Origin of the sequence: Ruegeria pomeroyi DSS-3 (assembly GCF_000011965.2) — a bacterium.
Classification (GTDB): domain Bacteria; phylum Pseudomonadota; class Alphaproteobacteria; order Rhodobacterales; family Rhodobacteraceae; genus Ruegeria_B; species Ruegeria_B pomeroyi.
The window spans coordinates 1215655-1238443 of record NC_003911.12; the positions used below are offsets into that span (position 1 = coordinate 1215655).

General features: G+C 64.5%; 16 protein-coding genes and 3 tRNA genes. 9 read left to right on the plus strand and 10 right to left on the minus strand.

Features of this window, described 5'->3' with window-relative positions; all coding sequences use genetic code 11:
* Positions 1-10: 10 nt before the first annotated feature.
* Both SPO_RS05910 and SPO_RS05915 read right to left on the minus strand, forming a co-directional pair.
* Positions 11-1363: an aminotransferase gene (locus SPO_RS05910; protein WP_011046912.1), complete on the minus strand. Its 1353-nt coding sequence runs from the start codon at positions 1361-1363 to the stop codon at positions 11-13.
* A 162-nt stretch (positions 1364-1525) separates the two neighbouring features.
* Positions 1526-1600: transfer RNA gene (locus SPO_RS05915), tRNA-Gly, on the minus strand.
* 167 nt (positions 1601-1767) lie between these two features.
* Between SPO_RS05915 and SPO_RS05920 the strand changes: the two genes are divergently transcribed.
* Positions 1768-2256, plus strand: coding sequence for a hypothetical protein (locus tag SPO_RS05920; protein WP_044029073.1), 489 nt, complete (start codon positions 1768-1770; stop codon positions 2254-2256).
* 61 nt (positions 2257-2317) lie between these two features.
* Here the strand turns inward: SPO_RS05920 and SPO_RS05925 are convergent.
* The 5 genes from SPO_RS05925 to SPO_RS05945 all read right to left on the minus strand — a co-directional run bounded on the left by SPO_RS05925 (position 2318) and on the right by SPO_RS05945 (position 9302).
* Positions 2318-2392, minus strand: a tRNA-Gly gene (locus SPO_RS05925).
* 33 nt (positions 2393-2425) lie between these two features.
* Positions 2426-2500 (minus strand) — tRNA-Gly (locus SPO_RS05930).
* A 175-nt stretch (positions 2501-2675) separates the two neighbouring features.
* A complete protein-coding gene (locus SPO_RS05935; RefSeq protein WP_011046914.1) occupies positions 2676-6113 on the minus strand; it encodes a pyruvate carboxylase in 3438 nt (1145 codons plus the stop codon).
* A 137-nt stretch (positions 6114-6250) separates the two neighbouring features.
* Positions 6251-7405 (minus strand): alpha-hydroxy acid oxidase, encoded by a 1155-nt coding sequence (locus SPO_RS05940; RefSeq protein WP_044028004.1) that lies wholly within the window; start codon positions 7403-7405, stop codon positions 6251-6253.
* 100 nt (positions 7406-7505) lie between these two features.
* Positions 7506-9302, minus strand: a complete 1797-nt coding sequence (locus SPO_RS05945) for a sensor domain-containing diguanylate cyclase (protein ID WP_011046916.1) — start codon at positions 9300-9302, stop codon at positions 7506-7508.
* A gap of 190 nt (positions 9303-9492) precedes the next feature.
* Between SPO_RS05945 and SPO_RS05950 the strand changes: the two genes are divergently transcribed.
* A complete protein-coding gene (locus tag SPO_RS05950; RefSeq protein ID WP_030003192.1) occupies positions 9493-11889 on the plus strand; it encodes an ATP-dependent helicase in 2397 nt (798 codons plus the stop codon).
* Positions 11890-11907: 18 nt separating this feature from the next.
* Here SPO_RS05950 and SPO_RS05955 read toward each other — a convergent pair whose 3' ends face one another.
* The 3 genes from SPO_RS05955 to SPO_RS05965 form a co-directional block, all read right to left on the minus strand.
* Positions 11908-12771 (minus strand): EamA family transporter, encoded by an 864-nt coding sequence (locus SPO_RS05955; protein ID WP_011046918.1) that lies wholly within the window; start codon positions 12769-12771, stop codon positions 11908-11910.
* Positions 12772-13548, minus strand: coding sequence for a phosphodiesterase (locus SPO_RS05960; RefSeq protein ID WP_011046919.1), 777 nt, complete (start codon positions 13546-13548; stop codon positions 12772-12774).
* A 427-nt stretch (positions 13549-13975) separates the two neighbouring features.
* Positions 13976-14200: a DUF1127 domain-containing protein gene (locus SPO_RS05965; RefSeq protein ID WP_011046920.1), complete on the minus strand. Its 225-nt coding sequence runs from the start codon at positions 14198-14200 to the stop codon at positions 13976-13978.
* Positions 14201-15133: 933 nt separating this feature from the next.
* Between SPO_RS05965 and mraZ the strand changes: the two genes are divergently transcribed.
* From mraZ to mraY, 7 genes are read left to right on the plus strand one after another with little or no spacing between them, the layout of a single operon-like run.
* A complete protein-coding gene (gene mraZ / locus SPO_RS05970; RefSeq protein WP_011046921.1) occupies positions 15134-15637 on the plus strand; it encodes a division/cell wall cluster transcriptional repressor MraZ in 504 nt (167 codons plus the stop codon).
* Between the two features lie 4 nt (positions 15638-15641).
* Entirely contained in the window at positions 15642-16637 is a 996-nt protein-coding gene (gene rsmH / locus SPO_RS05975; RefSeq protein WP_011046922.1) for a 16S rRNA (cytosine(1402)-N(4))-methyltransferase RsmH, read from the plus strand.
* Positions 16634-17002 (plus strand): cell division protein FtsL, encoded by a 369-nt coding sequence (gene ftsL, locus SPO_RS05980; RefSeq protein ID WP_011046923.1) that lies wholly within the window; start codon positions 16634-16636, stop codon positions 17000-17002. The genes rsmH and ftsL overlap by 4 nt, the downstream gene beginning before the upstream one ends.
* A complete protein-coding gene (locus SPO_RS05985) occupies positions 16999-18786 on the plus strand; it encodes a peptidoglycan D,D-transpeptidase FtsI family protein (RefSeq protein WP_011046924.1) in 1788 nt (595 codons plus the stop codon). The genes ftsL and SPO_RS05985 overlap by 4 nt, the downstream gene beginning before the upstream one ends.
* An 18-nt stretch (positions 18787-18804) precedes the next feature.
* Positions 18805-20286 (plus strand): UDP-N-acetylmuramoyl-L-alanyl-D-glutamate--2,6-diaminopimelate ligase, encoded by a 1482-nt coding sequence (locus tag SPO_RS05990; RefSeq protein WP_011046925.1) that lies wholly within the window; start codon positions 18805-18807, stop codon positions 20284-20286.
* A complete protein-coding gene (locus SPO_RS05995; protein ID WP_011046926.1) occupies positions 20283-21677 on the plus strand; it encodes a UDP-N-acetylmuramoyl-tripeptide--D-alanyl-D-alanine ligase in 1395 nt (464 codons plus the stop codon). The genes SPO_RS05990 and SPO_RS05995 overlap by 4 nt, the downstream gene beginning before the upstream one ends.
* Before the next feature lie 15 nt (positions 21678-21692).
* Complete coding sequence (mraY, locus tag SPO_RS06000) at positions 21693-22775, plus strand: phospho-N-acetylmuramoyl-pentapeptide-transferase (RefSeq protein WP_011046927.1); 1083 nt, start codon at positions 21693-21695, stop codon at positions 22773-22775.
* Positions 22776-22789: the final 14 nt, after the last annotated feature.

Genomic DNA, 22789 nt, shown 5'->3' on the forward strand with positions numbered 1-22789 from the left:
GGTCGAAGGGTCAGGCGGCCAGCAGCCCCTTGTCCTTCAATTCGGCATAGGCGCCATCAACGGCGGTCTTGAGGCGGCGCAGCATCTCGTCGACCTCTTCCTTGGTGATGATCAGCGGCGGGCAGAGCGCGGCCGAATTGCCGGCAACCGCACGGATCAGAAGACCGTTCTCCTGTGCCAGCCGCTGCACGGTGGCGCCGCCTGCACCTTTTTCGATGGTCGCACCGGTGGTCTTGTTCGACACCAGCTCCAGCGCCGCGATCAGTCCTTTGCCGCGCACTTCGCCCACCAGCGGGTGATCGGTGAAGATGGCGCGCAGCTGTTCCTGCATATGGGCGCCCACCTCGGCGGCATGGCCGAACAGGTCGTCACGCTCGTAGATTTCCAGCGTTTTCAGCGCCGCGGCACAGGCCACCGGATGCCCGGAATAGGTATAGCCATGGCCGAACACGCCGACCGCCGCCGAAGGCGCGATCATCTTTTCATACATCCAGCCCGGGATGACCGAGGCCGAGATCGGGAAATAGGCCGAGCTGAGCTGCTTGGCAAAGGTCATCAGGTCGGGCTTGATCCCCATCGTGGTGCACCCGAAATCGGCGCCGGTGCGGCCAAAGCCACAGATCACCTCGTCCGCCCAGACCAGGATGTCATGCTTGCGCAGCAGCGTCTGGAGCTTTTCGTAATAGCCCTCGGGCGGCACGATCACGCCCGAGGCGCCGGTGATCGGCTCGACGATCATCGCCGCGATGGTATCGGCGCCCTCGGCCAGGATTTGCTGTTCCAGATTGTCGAGGATGCGGTCGACGAACTGCGCCTCGGTCTCGTTGCCCTGCCGCCCGGTATAGTAATGCGGCGCGTCCGAGCGCAGGATGTGCAGCGCCTCGACCGGCGCATCGAAATGGGCCAGGTTCGCGGGCAGCGAGGTCAGAGAGCCTGCGGCCACGGTCACCCCGTGATAGCCACGCTCGCGGGTGATGATCTTGCGCTTTTCCGGCTTGCCGATGGCGTTGAAGTAATAGCGCAGCATCTTGTAATGAGTGTCGTTGGCATCCGAGCCCGAGTTGCCGAAGAAGAAATAGGCATCTTCGACCGGCACCATCGCCTTGAGCTTTTCGGCAAGCTTCATGATCGGCTCATGGGTCTTGCCGCCAAAGGTATGGGTAAAGGGCAGGCGGTTCAGCTGGTCGGTGATCGCGCCGATCACCTCGGCATTGTCATAGCCCAGCGAGGTGCACCACAGGCCCGCCAGACCTTCGATGTATTCGTTGCCGTCGGTGTCATAGACATAGATACCCTTGCCGCGATCCAGCACCAGCTGTTCGGTGGCGGTAAGGTTGGTGGTGGGATAGATCACAGGGGCCATGGCCAGATACCTCCGGTTTGCCGCATGGGGCGGCGAGTCAGTTGCGCCAAGCATTGCCGCAGATCGCGGTCCGCGTCAAAATTTTTTGATCAAAATAAGGGTGCGACGCAAAGGTCCGCCGGAACGCGAAAGGCCGCCCATGGGGCGGCCTGTCCGAGTATCTGGAGCGGGCGATGAGATTCGAACTCACGACCCTTACCTTGGCAAGGTAATGCTCTACCCCTGAGCTACGCCCGCACTCCGTATCGCGCTCAATAGTCAGACCCGGCTCGCCCTGCAAGGGAAATCGTGCACGGGTTTGGGGCAGCGATATCGGTGTTTGCAGCCATGGCGTTGAAAAACATTGAAAACAGTCGGAAGGGCAGCCCATGCTGGAACCGGATAACAGGGGGAAGGTCCAGATCATGAAACTTGCCGCAATCGCGTTGGCCCTGGGGGCGACACTCGCCGGGCCGGTTCTGAGCCAGTCGCTAGAACCTTGGGGGTCCTCGGATTACTGGGACGTGCTGATCGACCCGACGCTGGGTAACGGTTGCCTGATCCAGTCCACATTCACCGACGGCTCGGTCGTGCGCATCGGGTTCGACCGGGTGGAGGGGGCGGGATATGTGACCGCCTTCAACGAGGCCTGGGGCGATATCGTCGAGGGGGAATGGTATCCGGTCCTGTTCGCGCTTGATGGTGCGGAATACGAGGCCGAGGCGCGGGGGATGTATCTCGAAGGTGTGCCGGGGGCCGATATCCTCTTTGACAATCCCGACTTCCTCTATGACATCGCGGCCAAGTACACGATGACGCTGTACAACGAAAGCGGCGAGGTGATGTCGATCGACCTGACCGGCAGCATGGCCGCGCTTGAGGCCGCGATCGAGTGTCAGGAAGAAATGGGCTGATCCGGCCCGACCTTCTCGCCGGGGACCGCTCCGAAAAGCAAAAGACCGATCTGGAGAATTCTGGAGCGGGCGATGAGATTCGAACTCACGACCCTTACCTTGGCAAGGTAATGCTCTACCCCTGAGCTACGCCCGCATCCGTTTGGCCATCCGGCCTGAGGTCTCAATCTGGAGCGGGCGATGAGATTCGAACTCACGACCCTTACCTTGGCAAGGTAATGCTCTACCCCTGAGCTACGCCCGCCCCGTTTGAGTGAGGAGGGAGATATAAACTACTGCCGGGGCCTGCAAGAGGAAAATGAGGGCCGGGCGGAAAATTCTTCACCCGGTTTTCGGGGGGCCTCGTCGGATCGTGCGGACATGAAAAAAGCCGCGCCCCGGGTGGGGCGCGGCCTGTCTCTGATGGTCGGTTTTTTTGCTTATTCCAGCTCGACCAGCAGGTCCTTGGCGTCGATCTGGCCGCCGGGCTGGACATGCACCGATTTGACGGTGGCGCCCCGCTCGGCGTGGATGCCGGTTTCCATCTTCATCGCCTCGATGGTCAGCAGCAGATCGCCCGCCTTGACCTGTTGCCCGGCCTGTACCGCGACCGTGGCCACCACGCCGGGCATCGGCGCGCCCAGGTGGTTGGCATTGCCCGGCTCGGCCTTGGGGCGCTGCATGGTGGTGGACTTCACCAGCCGGTTCGGCACCCGGATCACCCGGGGCTGACCGTTGAGTTCAAAGAACACCTTGACCTCGCCATTTTCGTCGGTCTCGCCGATGGCCTGGCAGCGGATTTCCAGCGTCTTGCCGGGGTCGATCTCGGCGGTGATCTCTTCGCCCGGTTCCATCCCGTAAAAGAAGGTGCGGGTGGGCAGGGTGCGGACGGGTCCGTACTGACGGTGCCGGCCCATGTAATCCATGAACACCTTGGGATACATCAGGTATCCGTTCAGGTCCTCGTCATCGACCTCCTTGCCCTCCAGCTCGGCCGAGACTTTGGACCGCACCTCTTCCAGATCGACGGGCGGCAGATGCGCGCCGGGGCGCTCGGTATTGGGCGCCTCGCCCTTCAGCACCTTGGACAGGATCACGGTGGGGAAGCCGCCCGGCGGCTGGCCCAGGTTGCCGCGCATCATGTCGACGACCGAGTCGGGGAAGGCCACGTCACTCTTCGGGTCCTCGACCTGGGCGCGGGTCAGGCCCTGGCTGACCATCATCAGCGCCATGTCGCCCACCACCTTGGAGCTGGGGGTCACCTTGACGATATCGCCGAACATCTGGTTCACGTCGGCATACATCTGCGCCACTTCGTGCCAGCGGTCCTCCAACCCCATCGAGCGCGCCTGCGCCTTGAGGTTGGTGAACTGGCCGCCGGGCATCTCGTGCAGATAGACCTCGGAGGCCGGAGCCTGAAGCCCGCTTTCAAAGGCCGCGTATTGCGCGCGCACCGCTTCGAAGTAATCGCTGATCTCGCGGATCGCCTTGACGTCCAGCCCGGTGTCGCGGTCGGTATGGCGCAGCGCCTCGACCACGGTGCCCAGCGTTGCCTGGCTGGTATTGCCCGAGAAACTGTCCATCGCGCAGTCGACCGCATCCACACCTGCCTCAGAGGCGGCGAGGATGGTGGCGCTGGCGATACCGGCGGTGTCATGGGTGTGGAAATGGATGGGCAGGCCCACCTCTTCCTTGAGCGCGCGGATCAGCACCCGTGCGGCGGCGGGTTTCAACAGGCCCGCCATATCCTTGAGCCCCAGCACATGGGCGCCCGCGTCACGCAGCTGCTTGCCCATCGCAACATAGTATTTCAGGTCATACTTGGCGCGTTCGGGGTTCAGGATATCGCCGGTATAACAGATCGTGCCCTCGCAGATCTTGTTCTGCTCGACCACGGCATCCATGGCGACGCGCATGTTCTCGACCCAGTTCAGGCTGTCGAACACGCGGAACACGTCGATGCCCTTGGCGGCCTGGCGCACGAATTCGCGCACCACGTTGTCGGGATAGTTGGTATAGCCCACCCCGTTGGCGCCGCGCAGCAGCATCTGGGTCATCAGGTTGGGCATCGCCTCGCGCAGGTCGCGCAGGCGCTGCCACGGGCATTCCTGGAGGAAGCGATAGGCCACATCAAAAGTCGCGCCGCCCCAGCATTCGACGCTGAACAGCTGCGGCAGGTTGGCGGCATAGGCGGGCGCCACCCGGATCATGTCGATCGAGCGCATCCGGGTCGCCAGCAGCGACTGGTGACCATCGCGCATGGTTGTGTCGGTGATCAGCAGCTGGCGCTGCGCCTTCATCCAGTCGGCCACCGCCTGCGGGCCCTTCTGCTCCAGCAAGTTGCGGGTGCCCATGCGCGGCTCGCCGCGCTTGGCGGGCGGCTTCGGCATGCGGGCTTCGGCGGCGGGCATCGGGCGGTCCCGGGTTTCGGGATGCCCATTCACCGTGATGTCGGCGATATAGGTCAGCACCTTGGTGCCCCGGTCGCGCCGCTTCTTGAACTGGAACAGATCCGGTGTCGTGTCGATGAACTTGGTGGTGTATTCGTTCGACAGGAAGGTCGGGTGCTTCAGCAGGTTCTCGACAAAGGCGATATTGGTGCTGACCCCGCGGATGCGGAATTCGCGCAGGGCGCGGTCCATCCGGGCGATGGCCTTTTCCGGCGTCGGCGCCCAGGCGGTGACCTTGGTCAGCAGCGAGTCGTAATAGCGCGTGATCACCCCGCCCGCATAAGCCGTGCCGCCATCCAGTCGGATGCCCATGCCGGTGGCCGAGCGATAGGCGGTGATGCGGCCATAGTCGGGGATGAAGTTGTTGAGCGGATCCTCGGTGGTGATCCGGGTCTGCAACGCGTGGCCGTTCAGCGCGATCTCACCCTGGCTGGCCTTGCCGGTGGCCTCGGCCAGGGGCTTGCCCTCGGCGATCAGGATCTGGGCCTGCACGATGTCGATGCCGGTCACCTCTTCGGTCACCGTATGTTCGACCTGCACGCGCGGGTTGACCTCGATGAAGTAGAAATTGCCGCTGTCCATATCCATCAGGAATTCGACGGTACCGGCGCATTCATAGTTCACATGGGCGCAGATGCGACGGCCGAGATCGCAGAGCTCTTCGCGCTGGGCCTGGCTCAGATAGGGGGCCGGGGCGCGTTCGACCACCTTCTGGTTGCGGCGCTGGACCGAGCAGTCGCGCTCCCACAGGTGATAGATCTCGCCATGCTTGTCGCCCAGGATCTGAACCTCGACATGGCGGGCGCGGATGATCATCTTTTCCAGATAACCCTCGCCATTGCCGAATGCGGCTTCAGCCTCGCGCCGGCCCTCCATGACCTTTTCGGCCAGTTCCTTTTCGCTGTGGATGGGGCGCATACCGCGTCCACCACCGCCCCACGAGGCCTTGAGCATCAGCGGATAGCCGATCTCGGCGGCCTCCTTGCGGATCGCGTCCATGTCGTCGCCCAGAACCTCGGTCGCCGGGATCACCGGAACACCGGCGGCGATGGCCACCTTGCGGGCGCTGGCCTTGTCCCCCAGCGAGCGCATGGTCTCGGCACGCGGTCCGATGAAGGTGATGCCGTTCTGGACACAGGCATCGACGAAATCTGGGTTCTCGCTCAGCAGGCCATAGCCCGGGTGGATCGCGTCGGCGCCACATTCCTTGGCCACCCGGATGATCTCGGGGATCGACAGATAGGCAGCAACCGGGCCCATGCCCTCGCCGATGCGATAGGCCTCGTCGGCCTTGAACCGGTGCAGGCCCAGCTTGTCCTCTTCGGCGTAGACGGCAACCGTCTTCTTGCCCATCTCGTTGGCGGCGCGCATCACGCGGATGGCGATCTCGCCACGGTTGGCAATCAGGATCTTCTTGAAATCGGTCATGGCAGGTCCCGGTTATTGGTTAGTTGGCAGTGGGATTTACGCGGACAATAGCCGCAGTGATATTGGTAGTTCTGGGTAGAACCGGCATGTTATCGCTCGCATCCGCCGCATTTCGATATGACCCGGTCCGAATGGGGTCACTGTGCGATGCTCAGGGGGCGGGTCGGTGGCAGGTCGGTGAGGCGGGCGGCGCCCAACTGGCCCAGGTTCGATTCGATATCCTTTTGCAGGATGTCGATGGCATGGGCGGCACCGCGCGGGCCCAGCGCGGCCAGCCCGAAGTGGAAGGCCCGGCCCAGCATCACGAAATCCGCCCCCAGCGCCAGTGCGCGCAGAATGTCGAGCCCGCTCTCGACCCCGCTGTCAAAGATCAGCGGCAACCGGGTCGCGGCGCGGATATGAGGCAACATCTCGGCGGCCCCCGGGGCGCCGTCGAACTGGCGCCCGGCATGGTTCGAAACCCAGAGCGCATCGACGCCCAGACGCTCCATCCGTTCGCCATCCTCGGGGCGCAGGACGCCTTTGACGACAAACGGACCCTGCCAGGCATCGCGAAGCCAGGCCACGTAATCCTCGGTCGGCGAGGTGCGCAGCAGATAGCCGATATGGGCGGTGGGCGGCAGATTGGTCAGGCCCTGGCTGTATTTGTCCAGCGTGCGCATATGCGGCATGCCTCTGCGGGCCATGCCCATCGCCCAGGCCGGGCGCATCGCCACCTGTGCCAGCAGGCGCGGGGTCAGTGTCGGTGGCTGGGTCAGGCCCGAGCGCACCTGCCGCTCGCGCCGCGAGGCGACGGGCACATCCACCGTCAGCACCAGGGTCTTGAACCCGGCCTGCCGGGCCCGCTCGACCAGGTCGCGGCGGATGTCCGGGTTCTTGGGCGGGTAGAGCTGAAACCAGGCCTGGGGCCCGATATGGGGGGCCAGATCCTCGGGGCTTTGTGACGCGACGGTGGACAGGCAATAGGGAATGTTGGCGGCGGCGGCGGCGCGGGCCAGATGGCCCTCGGCATCGGGCCAGATCAGGCCGGACATGCCCACCGGCGCGACGCCGAAGGGCAGCGCGTAGGTTGTGCCGAGCAGGGTGGTTGTCAGATCGTGCTCGAGCGGGCCATGCAGGACCGACGGCAGAAAGCCAACCCGGTCGAGCGACGCACGATTGCGGGCCTTGGTGGCCTCGACTCCGGTGCCGCTGTCCAGGTACTCCCAGACAAAGCGGGGCAGGCGCCGCCGGGCGCGCCATTTCAGGTCCATGATGCCGGGAAACGCGCTGTGCAAATCCATGCGGCGCATTAATGGGTGACGTTGGGGAAAAGTCTAGTCCCGGATGTGCCATTTCCGCAGATTTTTTCTGCACTGCGGCAGAGCCGGGGCAGAGGCCACGTTTCCGGTGCTATTCGGCGGCGAATTTCCCTTCGGGCGTCTTGGGGTCCTTTGCTTTTGCCGGTTTGGCGGCCTGCGCCTCGCGCGGGTCCGTTCCCGGCGACTGTGCGACGCGCACCTGGTTGCGGCCCAGTCCCTTGGCCTCGTAAAGCGCGTCATCGGCGGCGCGCATCAGGTCCTGGGGCATGGTGCCGTGGCGCGGGTAATGCGCCACCCCGGCCGAAATGGTCACCCGCGGCAAGGTCTTTTCACCATAGCGGACACTCACCTCTTCGACCGACTGGCGCAGCAATTCGGCGCGGGTCAGCGCATCCTCGGGCGCGCAGTCGAGCAGCACCAGCATGAATTCCTCGCCGCCGATGCGACAGGCCACCTCGTCGCGGTCACAGGCCTGCTCCAACGCCGCGCCGACCGCGCGTAGCACCATGTCGCCGGCATCATGGCCGTGGGTGTCGTTGAATTTCTTGAAGTGATCGACATCGACCGCGATCAGGCTGAGCCGGCCGCCGCGCGTCTGGCAATGCAGCAACTGCTTGCGCAGGGTTTCGGTCAGGTGGCGCCGGTTGAACAGGCCGGTCAGCGGGTCACGCACCGACTGGTCGTGCAACTGGTCGCGCATCCGCACATTGGCGATCGCCATGCTGATCTGTTCGGCACACATCTGCGCCAGCCGCTTGCTGGCGGAGAATTCCGCCTCGGCCCCGGGCTGGGCGCGCAGATGCATCAGGCCGACGGTTTCGCCATGCGCCAACACCGGGAAGCAGAAATAGGGCCGGCCATCATGCGGTTCGGCATGGTCGCAGACGAAATCCACCTCGGATGCGCCATATTCATAAGAGCGCCCGCGGCGCAGGCCCCAGCAGGCCTCGGGGTGGATGTGATCCTTGAACGCCCCGCCATTCCAACCGGCGCTGCCATCCAGCACATCACGCGAGTTGGAATAGACATAGAGACTGCCCTCGGCATCGGGCAGGATATGTTCCATGAAGCGCGACACCATCGCGAACAGCTCCTCCAGCGAGCGGCAGGATTGCAGCCATTCGTTCAACTCGCCCAGCAGCCGCACCTCGCGCGCCAGCCGCAATTGTTCGTCCATCAACGTGCGTTCGGTTTCGGATCGCGATTGCAGTGCCGCGAAACGGGCGCGGTTGGTGCGATAGATCACCAGCATCGTTATGCACATGGTCAACAGGGCAAAGCTGCTGAGCGCCGCCAGCACCAGCTGCAACCGCTTGGCAAAGGTCTGCCGGCGCTCGCTGACATCGGCATAGAATTTCAGCGCCCCCAGAAACTGTCCGTTCAACATCACCGGCGTATAGACCTCGGCAATGCAGCGCAGGCTGCCGGTCTGCACCGGCTCGTCAACCGGCAAGAGCCCATCGACCTCGGTGATCGGACGTTCGGACAGGGTGAAATGTGTTCCGCCGCGCGCCACCACGTCGAAAAAGGGCGCGTCCTGCGTCAGCGTGCCGATCTCATCCTCGCGGGTGGACCAGATCACCCGCCCATCCGCAGCCAGCAACGTCAGCCGATAGGCGTCCGAGGTGTTGGGCATCAGCATCAGGAATTCGATGTCATGTTCGTCCAAAGCGCCGGTGGCGAAGGTTTCCGACAGATGGTCCAGATGCATGGTGATTCCACGCGACCACAGCTGTGCCTGCTTGCGGATATCCGCCTCGATCATCCGGTCGACCACCGGCACCGGCAGGCGAAACACCGACCAGGCGGCGACAGCGACCATCGCGCATAGAAACAGGACCAGACCAAGCCATCGTAAGCGCCAACTGGCGAATGCCTTCTGTGTCACGTTGCTCTCCCGCGCGCCTGAACCTGTCTGAGGCTCGGCGCCCGGATTTACAAAGTCGTTAACAGATGCGCCGCATGATCCGGCAAAATCCTTAAACTTTCTGCGAAACCCGGCGGAAAACCGAAATAACCTGTGAACAAGCCGTGAACAAACCCTTCCCCTCGGCCCCGTTCCGGCGTAATTTGCCCCCATGAGCAGTTATGACGACATGGATGCCTTTGAAGGCGTCTCGCTTTCCGCGCGCGCCATGGCGGCGCGTCCCGCGCCCTATCTGGACGACCTCAACCCCGCCCAGCGCGAGGCGGTGGAGCGATTGGACGGTCCGGTGCTGATGCTGGCGGGCGCGGGCACCGGCAAGACCAAGGCGCTGACCGCGCGCATCGTGCATCTGCTGATGACCGGCCGGGCCCGGCCCAACGAGATCCTGGCGGTGACTTTTACCAACAAGGCCGCGCGCGAGATGAAGAACCGCGTCGGCCGCCTGCTGGGCCAGCCCGCCGAGGGCATGCCCTGGCTGGGCACCTTTCATTCGATCTGTGTCAAGCTGCTGCGCCGGCATGCGGAGCTGGTCGATCTGAAATCGAACTTCACCATTCTCGACACCGACGACCAGCTGCGCCTGCTCAAGCAGCTGGTGCAGGCCGCCAATATCGACGACAAGCGCTGGCCCGCGCGGCTGCTCGCCAATATCATCGACGGCTGGAAGAACAAGGCGCTGACGCCCGACAAGCTGCCCGCCGCCGAGGCCGGCGCCTATAACCATCGCGGACCCGAGCTGTATGCCCAGTACCAGACCCGCCTGCGCGAGTTGAACGCGGTCGATTTCGGCGACCTGCTGTTGCATATGGTGACCATTTTCCAGACCCACCCGGATGTGCTGGAGCAATATCAGCGCTGGTTCCGCTATGTGCTGGTGGACGAGTATCAGGACACCAATATCGCCCAGTATCTGTGGCTGCGGCTGTTGGCGGGCGGGCATCGCAACATCTGTTGCGTGGGCGATGACGACCAGTCGATCTATGGCTGGCGCGGTGCCGAGGTGGGCAATATCCTGCGGTTCGAAAAGGATTTTCCCGGCGCCCATGTGGTGCGGCTGGAACAGAACTATCGCTCGACCCCGCATATCCTTGCGGCGGCCTCCAACGTCATTCGTGGCAACGAGGGGCGGTTGGGCAAGGAGCTGTGGACCGATGCGCAAGAGGGCGAAAAGGTCCGCCTGATCGGCCATTGGGACGGCGAGGAAGAGGCCCGCTGGATCGGCGAAGAGATCGAGGCGATGCAGGGCGGCACACGGGGCGTACGGCCGATCTCGCTGGATGAAATGGCGATCCTGGTGCGCGCGGCGCATCAGATGCGCGCGTTCGAGGACCGGTTCCTGACCATCGGCCTGCCTTACAAGGTGATCGGCGGCCCGCGTTTCTACGAGCGGATGGAGATCCGCGATGCCATGGCCTATTTCCGGCTGGTCACCAGCCCCGAGGACGACCTCGCCTTTGAGCGGATTGTGAACACGCCCAAGCGTGGCCTTGGCGACAAGGCGCAACAGGCCATTCGCGCCGTCGCGCGCGAGAACGGAGTCTCGCTGGTCGAGGGCGCCCGGATCGCGGTGGAGAACGGCCTGATCAAGGGCAAGGGCGGCAAGGCGCTGGGCGAGTTGACCGACGGGCTGGCCCGCTGGGCCGCGCTGACGCGCGGGCCACGGATCGAGATCGACGACGACTCGGTGATCGAGGACGGCGCCGCGCCGATCCAGTTCGGCGCGCCCGAGATGTCGCATATCGAGCTGGCGCAGGTGATCCTGGACGAATCCGGCTATACTGCCATGTGGCAGAACGACAAGACGCCCGAGGCGCCGGGGCGGCTGGAAAACCTCAAGGAACTGGTCAACCAGCTCGACAATTTCGAGAACCTGCAAGGGTTTCTGGAACATGTCAGCCTGGTGATGGACAACGAACAGGACAGCGGCGGCGCCAAGGTCTCGATCATGACGCTGCACGCGGCCAAGGGGCTGGAGTTTCCCGCCGTCTTCCTGCCGGGATGGGAGGACGGGCTGTTCCCCTCGCAGCGCTCGATGGATGAAAGCGGCCTCAAGGGGCTCGAGGAGGAGCGGCGGCTTGCCTATGTGGGCATCACCCGCGCCGAGGAGGTCTGTACCATCTCCTTTGCCGCCAACCGGCGGGTGTTCGGCCAGTGGCAGAACGCGCTGCCTTCGCGGTTCATCGACGAATTGCCCGAGGATCATGTCGAGGTGCTGACCCCGCCCGGCCTTTATGGCGGTGGTCTGAGTTCGCCGGGTATCGAGAGTCGTGCAGCTGCCGCCGATGGCTATAACTCGCCCGGCTGGAAACGGCTCCAGGCGCGTCAGGGCCAGCATGGCCTCTCGCAACCGCGCGAAAGCCGCAATACGGTGATCGACCTTGCCGCGGTGGCCAGCTTCACCCTGAGCGCGCGCGTCTTTCATCAGAAATTCGGCTATGGCAGCGTGGTCGGGGTCGAAGGGGACAAGGTCGAGGTCGCGTTCGATAAGGCCGGTCTGAAGAAGGTGGTGGCCCGCTTTCTTTGCGCGCCCGACGACGTTCCGTTCTGAGCGCGCGCGGCCTGCCGCCTATTGCAGCGCGATCATCGCGATGCCGATGGCGATCAGCACCGCCCAGCCCAGGCGGCGCAGGCCGCGCGGCTCTTTCAGTACCAGCGCCGCCAGGATTACCGAAACCGGGATCGACACCTGCCGGACCGCGCTGACCGCCGCCGCCTCGGCGCCCAGTTGGAAGACCCGCAGGATCAGCAGGTAGGACAGGTAAGAGGACAGGCCGGCAAACAGGATGCGCCAGGGGTTTTGCACCCATCCACGCACCACCCCCAAAAGCGGCGCCGAGCTGCCCCGATCCTCCCATGCGCGCAGTGCCGTCATCGCCAGCGTAACCAGGGCATAGGTCCAGAACAGGAAGGGCGCGCTGGTGGTCGCTTGCATCGCGGTGGCGTCCGAGATCGAATAGGCGGCTGAACCCAGCATGGCCATCAGCGCCATGGCAAAGGCGCGCGGATCGTCCAGCAGCCGCCCGTTGCCCCGCTGGATCATCAGCCCGGACAGGATGATCAGCGCCATTCCCGACAGCGCCGCCCAGGAATAGCTCTGCCCGGATGCCAGCCAGCTGAGCGCGGCGATCGCGAGCGGAGAGGAGCGCACGATCGGGTAATAGGCCGACAGGTTGCCGCGCCGCAGTGCCGACAAGGTGCCGTAATAATAGACCGTCAGTCCCAGCCCAGAGACCGCCACCAGCGGCCAGACCTGCGCGGGCAGGGCGGCGCCCTGTCCGCCGAGCACCATATGCGCCCCGGCAAAGACCACCCAGGACAGGCAGACGCCGGTATAGCAGGACACCGGATGGGCCACCCCCTTCAGCGTCAGATCCCGCAACGGATGGGTCACCGCGGACAGCAGGACCATCAGGATCCACAAAAGCTCCATCTAGGCGCCGGGCTTGCCCAGGTAATGGTCCACATGCAGGGTGAACTGATCGCCCTCGATGGTGGCGACGCCATAGGCCAGAGGCTCGGCGCTGTGTTCCTGGCCCTCGCGCTCTGGGATCAGCGGCACCTGGTGGTTGGTGCTGGGCAAGGAGGTAAACGGATAGCCGCGCCAGTTCACATAGGTGGTGCGGTGTACGTGACCATAGAAGATGTGGCGGATGTTGCGCCCTGCCTGCAACGCGGCATGGAATGCGTCGGGCTGGCGCAGCTTGATCTCGTCGACATAGGGGATCGCGATGTCGAAGGGCGGATGATGCAGGAACACATAGACCGGCATGTCGCCCGCCCGCTCTAGCTCGGCCGCGAACCAGGCCAGCCGGTCGTTGCACAGCTCTCCGTCATGGATATCCGGCCCGCCGGTCAGGGTATCGAGAAACAGGAACCGCGCTCCTCCGGCCGTATGGGCATGCTGGATGAACCCGTTTGCATCGCGCGGATGGTCGGGAAAGACGCTTATGAAGGTCTCGCGCACATCATGATTGCCCAGCATCAGGAAGACCGGAACCGGGAAATGCGCCAACCGCTGCCGCAGCCATTCATAAGACTCCCTGTCCCCCAGATCGGCAAGATCGCCCGAGACAACGCAGAATTCGGCATCGGAATGCCATGTGGCGATGTCCTCGAACACCTTTGACAGCTTTTCGATGGGATCGCTGCCGCTCACGCTCTGCCCCGGGGGCATCAGATGGATGTCGGTCAGATGGATGAATTTCATGCTGATGCGCCTCGATATGGGGTCTTCCTGCTCAGGATAGAAGCAGCAAGCAGGAATGTCGAAGCGTCGGAATGCGTCAGAAGCTGCCTTTGTCCGCGACATGAAGGCCGTTCAAACGAAAAAACGGCGGCGCCCAGGGAGGAGGAGGGGGCACCGCCGTTCATTGCAACATCCAGGCAGGGAGGAGGCGCCCGAATGTATCCGTTCCGGACCATCGCCCGGTATGAGGGTCGCGGCGGTGCAGGGAGGAGGAGAGCACCGCCGCGCGCTTTCTACACCGGGCAGGGAGGAGGAGAGCCCGGTGTATCCGCGTCCGGCTTTCTTTGCCGGTATTAGTGCGGCGGCATCAGGGAGGAGGAGGATGCCGCCGCGTAGTCTCAGGCCCCAGGGAGGAGGAGAAGGGCCTGATTCCGAAAACTCGTGGCGCTCAGCGCGCCGTGTATTCCTTGGCCGCCTGCAGGGCGACGCGTTTGATCATCGACCGGTGCAGGCCCAGATCGGCCAGTTCCCGACCGGACAGCGCCGACAGTTCATTCACCGTCTGGCGATAGACGCGATGCTGGGCAAACCGGCTCCGCGCGGCTTCGATCAGCGCCAGAACGCCAAGGCCGTGGTGGCCTTTCAGGGTGCTATGTTCGCTCGTCACAGCCATGGTCATCATCCGTATCCGTTTGGTTTGCGCCGTGTTGTGGCGCTTGCTTGAGGCTGAAGATAGGTGATTGCTGCAGGTGCACAATAGCTCTTCGATTCAATGCTGCTATGCAGCAAGTGCATAGATTGGTTGGATAAGTTCGGGAATCGCCGAAAGGTCCATATTTTATTGATGTTTCGCCGACCGGCGACAGTAGGTGTATTTTCGGGCAAGAAAACCACCCAAGGGCGAACGGCTGAGACTTACGCGGCGTGAATTGTTTTTGAGCGCGAAAAAAACCGCTGACGGTCCGGCCTGTGTTCCGACTCGGCCGTGCCGGGCGCGCGGACGGAGAGATGGTGCGCCTTTATGGGAATTCGTGGGAGGGAATATCGTATCGGCCGATTCAACGCGGAAACAACATGGTTTGGTGGGTGATTCGCGAGGGAAATCGAAACATAACAAGAACATTTGCGCGTTCTCCCCAAGATGTAGAAATTTTTTGGGAATTCAGGGGAAATTTTGGGAGGGGTCAATTTTGTCTATATCTAGGGTAACGATGGTCACTTCTGTCTAATTATCGTGGGTCAGGGTGCGATATCTTGATTTTGTTCTTAAAATGTTCTCATCTGTATAGAATCGAGACCCGCAGATTGGTGTTGATTTCCATGTTTTCCCATGGCATCCCTTGTTCATCCGATGAGGACGAGGCGACAGGGGCACCAAACGACCCCAACCAAGAATAACAAGGTTTCATACAGGCACTTCGCTTTCATCGAACCAAGAGATCCGGCGCGCGAGCGAGCAGACATCCCCCCAGGTGGCGCGTGCAGTCGGACACCCCGCAAAGCGGGCTAAGGCGGCGGGTTGATCAGTGGCAGCAGATCAACCCGCCGTTTTCTCGTTTCTGGGGACGGAAATTCAATTGGGGCGCAGGCGAAAGGGACAGTCAGCTTGGCGCGCAGGTTCAGAGGCGAAAGCAACCATAAGGTTGACAGCAAGGGGCGGGTGTCCATTCCCGCCTCGTTTCGCCGTGTTCTGGAGGCGGGCGACCCGAACTGGCAATCCGGCGGCAACCCCGAGCTGGTGATCGTTTACGGCGACCACCGCCGCAAGTTCCTCGAATGCTACACGATGGAGGCGATCGACGAGGTCGATGCCAAGATCGACGCACTGCCGCGCGGCTCGATGGAGCGCAAGATGCTCCAGCGCATGTTCCATGGACAATCCTTTCCCACCAGCGTCGACGAGACCGGGCGCCTGGTACTGCCCGCCAAGCTGCGCACCAAGATCGCGCTGGAAGACGAGGCCTTCTTTATCGCCGCGGGCGACACGTTCCAGATCTGGAACCCGGCCACCTATGACCAGGAAGAGCTGGCCGCAGCCGAGGAGTGGCTGGACGAGCTGCCCGAGGATTTCGATCCGATGCAATATCTCGACGGTGCCGGGGGCAGCTGAGGTCATGTCCCGAACCGCTGCCCCTCCCTCTGACGACCCTCACATCCCCGTTCTGCTGCGCCCGCTTCTGGCGGCGGTGGCGCCGGTATCGGGGATCTGGCTGGACGGCACCTTTGGCGCCGGGGGCTATACCCGTGGTCTGCTGGCCGCCGGGGCTGACCGCGTCATTGCGGTGGACCGCGATCCGCTGGCCTTTGAACTGGCGGCGGGTTGGGCCAAAGACTATGGCGACCGGCTGGTGATGCAGCAGGGCGTGTTTTCCCGCATGGACGAATATGCCAGCGACCTCGATGGCGTGGTGCTCGATCTCGGGGTCTCCTCGATGCAGCTCGATCTGGCCGAGCGCGGGTTTTCCTTCATGAAGGATGGACCGCTGGACATGCGGATGAGCCAGGAGGGGCCGAGTGCGGCCGATCTGGTCAACACCGCGACCGAGGCCGATCTGGCCGATATCCTGTTTCATTATGGCGAAGAGCGCGCCAGCCGCCGCATCGCGCGGGCCATCGTCAAGGCGCGCGCCGAGGCGCCGATCGAAACGACGCTGCAACTGGCCGCTCTCGTCGAAAGCTGTCTGCCCCGTCCCAAGCCGGGCCAGTCCCACCCCGCCACCCGCAGCTTTCAGGCGCTGCGCATCGCGGTGAATGCCGAATATGACGAATTGTTCGAGGGGCTGATGGCCGCTGAACGGGCGCTGAAACCGGGCGGCAAGCTGGCGGTCGTCACCTTTCATTCGATCGAGGACCGGATGGTCAAGCGCTTCCTCCAGGCGCGGGCGGGACGCAGCGGGCGGGCCAACCGCTATGCGCCCGAAACCGTCGAGGACGCGCCGCAATTCGAACTGCTGAGCCGCAAGGCCATCGGCCCCGACGATCAGGAACTGGCCGAGAACCCGCGCGCGCGCTCTGCCAAGCTGCGGGTCGCGCTGCGCACCGACGCGCCGGCGGGCGCGGTCGATGCCAAATCCATCGGCATGCCGCAACTCAAGGGGGGAACGCGGTGAGAAGTGTGATCTATGTGCTGACCGCTCTGGCGGTTCTGGGGCTGGCACTCTGGGCCTATCAGGAGAATTACCGCACCCAGGAAGTGCTGAAAGACACCCAGCGCCTGCAACGCCAGATCGGCGAGGCCCAGGTCCGGCTGAGCGTCTTGCGTGCCGAATGGGCCTATCTCAACCGTCCCGACCGGCTGCGCGAGCTGGCCGACCTGAACTTCGAGCGTCTGGGCCTGTTGCCCATGCGCGCCGACCAGTTCGGGCGGGTCTCGGAAATCATGTATGCCGAGGATCCCGCCCTGCCGATCATCAACGGGATCGACGTGTCGAACTTCTCGGACGCCGGAACCCTGCCGCCGGAGCAACAGCCATGATCCGCACCCCTCTGCGCCCGCTTGCCCGTGTCCTGCATGCCCGCGCCAAGGGCGAGAACCCGGATCTGATCGAACGCGAGAACATCCGCCTGCGGCATGAAGAGATGCAGGACCGGTCGCGCGCCCGCGCCGAGGGGCGGCTGCTGGTGCTGGGCGTGTTCTTCTTCTGTGCCTTCTCGGTGGTCGGTGCCCGCATGGGCATGCTGGCCTCGTCCGAGGCGCAGGAACCGCTGGCCAGCGCCACCGGCGCCACCATCGCCGCGCAGCGGGCCGATATCGTCGACCGCGAGGGCCGGCTGCTGGCCACCAATTTCGAGACCCATTCGCTTTATGCTCAGCCGCCGCTGATGGTCGACCCGGTCGCCGCCGCCGAGGGGCTTGTCCGCATCTTCCCCGATCTGGACAAGGATCGGCTGGTGCGCGACTTCTCGGGCAAGCGCAAGTTCATCTGGATCAAGAAACGCATCAGCCCCGAGCAGAAACAGGCGGTGCATGACATTGGCGATCCCGGTCTGCTGTTTGGCCCGCGCGAGATGCGGCTTTATCCAAATGGCCGCCTGGCCGCGCATGTTCTGGGCGGCGCGGGCTTTGGCCGCGAGGGCGTCGACGCGGCCGAGGTGATCGGCGTTGCGGGCGTGGAAAAACAGTTCGACGGCTATCTGCGCGATCCGGCCAATGGCGCCAAGCCCCTTCAGCTGTCGCTGGACCTGACGGTGCAGGCGGCGATGGAACAGGTGCTGGACGGCGGCATGAAGATCATGAGCGCCAAGGGCGCCTCGGCCGTGCTGATGGATGTGCATACGGGCGAGGTGGTGGCCGCCTCTTCCTTGCCCTCCTTCGATCCCAATGACCGGCCGCGCCCGCCCACCAGCGGCTTTGACCCTTCGGACAGCCCGCTGTTCAACCGCTATGTGCAGGGGGTGTACGAGCTGGGTTCGGTCTTCAAGATCTTCGCCGCCGCGCAGGCGGTCGATCTGGGGCTGGTCAATTCCGACACCATCATCGACACCTCGGGGCCGATGCGGATCGGCAAGTTCCCGATCGGCGAGTTCAACAACAAGAATTACGGCAAGATCAGCATCGCCGACGTGATCGTGCACAGTTCGAACCGGGGCACTGGGCGGCTGGCGCTGCAGATCGGGGCCGAGCGTCAGCAGGCCTTCCTGAACAGCCTCGGCATGTTCGACCCGACCCCGTTCGAGATCGTCGAGGCCTCGGGCGGGCAGCCGCTCAAGCCCAAGACCTGGGGCGAGCTGAGCACCGTCACCATTTCCTATGGCCATGGCCTGTCGACCAGCCCGATGCATCTGGCGGCGGGCTATGCGGCCATCGCCAATGGCGGGCAATATGTCAGCCCCACGGTGCTGAAACAGAAAGGCCCGCAATACGGTCCCCGGGTGATGTCGGAAAATGCCGCGCGTCAGGCGCGGGCGATGCTGCGCAAGGTGGTCACCAGCGGCACCGCCAGCTTTGGCGAGGTGCCGGGCTATCAGGTGGGCGGCAAGACCGGCACCGCCGACAAGCCCAAACCGCGCGGCGGCTATTACGACGACAAGGTGATCGCCACATTTGCCAGCCTGTTCCCGGCCTCGGACCCGAAATACGTTCTGGTGGTGACGCTGGATGAACCCTCGATCCTGGCCTATGGCGAAAAGCGCCGCACCGCCGGTTGGACCGCGGTGCCGGTGGCCGCCGAACTGATCGGCCGGGTCGCACCGCTTCTGGGTCTCAGGCCACAGCTTGAGCCCGGGCAGGGGGCTGGCTATACGCTCACCTCGAACTGAACATGAGGTGAGGGCGCCATGGGCGACACGCGACGCAGACTGAGCCAACTGGCGCTGACCGCCCGGGGCGGGCGTGACCCCGATATTTCGGGGCTGGCGGTCGACAGCCGTCTGGTGCGCGAGGGGTTCCTGTTCGCGGCCCTGCCCGGCAGCCGGGTGCATGGCGGAGACTTCATCCAATACGCCCTGCGGATGGGCGCAAGCGCCATCCTGACCGATGCCGAGGGCGCCCGTATCGCGGCCGCCGAACTGGCCGCCTCGCAGGCGGCGCTGGTGGTGGTCGAGGACCCGCGCCAGACGCTGGCCCTGACGGCCGCGCTGTGGTTCGGGGCGCAGCCTGCCACCATGGTCGCGGTCACCGGCACCAATGGCAAGACCTCGGTTTCGACCTTCGTGCGCCAGATCTGGACCGAGCTGGGCCATGATGCGGTCAACCTCGGCACCACCGGGGTCGAGGGCGCCTGGACCGCGCCGCTGGCCCATACCACGCCTGAACCGATCACCCTGCATCGTTGTCTGGCCGAGGCGGTCGCAAACGGGGTCACCCATGCGGCGATGGAGGCCTCCAGCCACGGGCTGGAACAGCGGCGGCTCGATGGGGTGGTGCTCAAGGCTGCCGGGTTCACCAATTTCACCCAGGACCATCTGGATTATCACGAAACCTTCGAGGCCTATTTCGCGGCCAAGGCGGGGCTGTTCCGCCGTGTGCTGCCGCCTGACGGGGTGGCCGTGATCAACATGGACGACCCCAAGGGCGCCGAGATGCGCGCCATTGCCGCCGCGCGCGGCCAGAACGTGCTGACCGTCGGGCGCGGCCCCTGCGATCTGAGCCTGACCAACCAGCGGTTCGACGCCACCGGGCAGGACCTGTTGTTCTCGTGGCGGGGCAAGGCCTATCAGGCGCGGCTTGACCTGATCGGCGGTTTCCAGGCGGAAAACATCCTGTTGGCCTGCGGGCTGGTCATCGCCAGCGGCGGTGCGCCCGAACGGGTGTTCGAAACCCTGCCGCATCTGGGCACTGTCCGGGGCCGGATGCAGTTGGCCGCAACCCGCGCCAATGGCGCGGCGGTCTTTGTCGATTACTCCCATACGCCTGATGCGGTCGCCACTGCGCTCAGGGCGCTGCGCCCGCATGTGATGGGGCGTCTGGTGGCCATCGTCGGTGCCGGCGGCGACCGTGACCCGTACAAGCGCCCGCTGATGGGAAAGGCTGCGGTGGAAAATGCCGATATCGTCATCATCACCGATGACAATCCGCGCAGCGAGGACCCCGCCCTGATCCGCGCCGCCGTGATGCAGGGCGCCCCCGGTGCCACCGAAGTGGGCGATCGGGCCGAGGCGATCCTGCGCGGTGTCGACACGCTGGAACCCGGCGATGCCTTGCTGATCTGCGGCAAGGGACATGAGACCGGGCAGGTTGTGGGCGACCAGGTGCTGCCCTTTGACGATGTGGAACAGGCCAGCATCGCGGTGGCCGCACTGGAAGGACGGCTGGCATGACCCTCTGGACCGCAGCCGAGGCCGCCGAGGCCACCGGGGGCCGTGCCCTGGGCGACTGGCAGGTCAGCGGCATCTCGATCGACACCCGCACCATTGCGCCCGGCGATCTCTTCGTCGCGCTGACCGCCGCCCGCGACGGGCATGACTTTGTGGCGCAGGCGCTGGACAAGGGCGCGGGCGCCGCGCTGGTCTCGCGCATCCCCGAAGGCGTGGGTGAGGACGGGCGGCTGTTGCTGGTCGATGACGTGCAGACCGGGCTTGAAGCTTTGGGCCGCGCCGGGCGCGCCCGCGCACAGGCGCGGGTGGTTGCGGTCACCGGCAGTGTCGGCAAGACCTCGACCAAGGAAATGCTGGCCGCCATGCTTGGTGCTCAGGGTCGCACCCATGCCAGTGTCGCCAGCTACAACAACCACTGGGGCGTGCCGCTGACGCTGGCGCGAATGCCGCGCGACACCGAATTTGCGGTGATCGAGATCGGCATGAACCATCCCGGCGAGATCGCTCCGCTGGCCCGCCAGGCCCGCCCGCATGTGGCGATGGTCACCACCGTCGCGGCGGTGCATCTGGAGGCCTTTGACGACGTGGCAGGTATCGCGCGCGAGAAGGCCGCGATCATGGAGGGGCTGGAACCCGGCGGCGTGGCGGTGCTTAACGCCGATATCGCCGAGGCGGATATCCTGCGCGCCGCTGCTCGGGGCGCCCGGCAGCTCTCGTTCGGGCGTGCCGCGCAAGACTATCGCCTGACCGGGGTCGAGGTGGCGGATGGGATGACCCATGCCCGCGCCGACACTCCGGCTGGCCCCGTCAGTTTCACCCTGCAATCGGCGGGAACGCATTTCGCGATGAACGCGCTGGGTGCCCTGGCCTGCTGCGATGCGCTGGGGGCTGATGCGGGGCAGTCGCTGCAAGGGCTGGAGCGCTGGACGCCCTACAAGGGGCGCGGCGCGCGTGAAACGATATCTCTCGCGGGCGGGCCGGTGACCCTGTTCGACGACAGCTATAACGCCAACCCCACCTCGGTCGGGGCCGCGCTTGAGGTGCTGGCGGGCACACCGGGCACCCGTCGGGTCGCGTTTCTGGGCGACATGAAGGAGCTGGGTCCCGAGGAGCTGCCGCTGCATGCCGGTCTGGCCGCGCTGCCGGCGATGGAGCGGGTCGACCAGGTCCATTGCATCGGGCCGCTGATGCGCGCCCTGTTCGATGCTTTGCCCGAGGCAAAACGCGGGCGCTGGACCGAGACCGGCGCTGAGATGCTGGCCGAACTGCCCGCCTTGGTCGCGCCGGGCGATGCGGTGCTGGTCAAGGGCTCGCTCAGCATGGGATTGGCCCGTCTTGTTGACGGGCTGCGTGAAATGGGCCATGGGGCCGGATCGAAACAGTCGGAAACGTAACAAGGACGCCGTCGCATGCTATACTGGTTGACCGCCCTGTCGGACGGGGGGGATGTCTGGAACCTCTTCCGCTACATCACCTTCCGCGCGGGCGGGGCCTTCATGACGGCGCTGATCTTCGGGTTCCTGTTCGGGCGCCCGCTGATCAACGTGCTGCGCCGCAAGCAGGGCAAGGGCCAGCCGATCCGCGACGACGGCCCCGAGGGGCATTTCTCCAAGGCGGGCACGCCGACCATGGGCGGTCTGCTGATCGTGGGGGCGCTGTTGACCTCGACGCTGCTCTGGGCGCGCTGGGACAACCCGTTTGTCTGGATGGTGCTGTTCGTGACGCTGGCCTATGCGCTGATCGGCTTTGCCGACGACTATGCCAAGGTGTCGAAACAGAACACCAAGGGCGTATCGGGCAAGATGCGGCTGGCGCTGGGCGTAATCATCGCGGTGATCGCCGCGCTCTGGGCCAGCTACAACCACCCGGCCGAATTGCAGAACCAGCTGGCGCTGCCGGTGTTCAAGGACACACTGATCAATCTGGGCCTGCTCTATGTGCCGTTTGCGATCTGCGTCATCGTCGGCTCGGCCAACGCGGTCAACCTGACCGACGGGCTGGACGGGCTGGCGATCATGCCCGCGATGATCGCGGCCTCGACTTTGGGCGTGATCGCCTATGCGGTGGGGCGGGTCGATTTCACCGAATATCTCGACGTGCACTACGTGCCGGGGACCGGAGAGATCCTGATCTTCACCGCAGCGCTGTTTGGCGCCGGGCTGGGCTTTCTGTGGTATAACGCGCCCCCTGCGGCCGTGTTCATGGGCGATACCGGCTCCCTCGCGCTGGGCGGCGCGCTGGGCGCGATTGCGGTCGCGACGAAGCACGAGCTGGTGCTGGCCATCGTCGGCGGGCTTTTTGTGGTCGAGGCGCTGAGTGTCATCATCCAGGTGCTTTACTTCAAACGCACCGGCAAGCGGGTCTTCCTGATGGCCCCGATCCATCACCATTACGAGAAAAAGGGCTGGGCCGAACCCACCATCGTGATCCGGTTCTGGATCATCTCGCTGATCCTGGCGATGATCGGGCTGGCCACACTCAAGGTCCGCTGAGGCGGGCCTTTCGT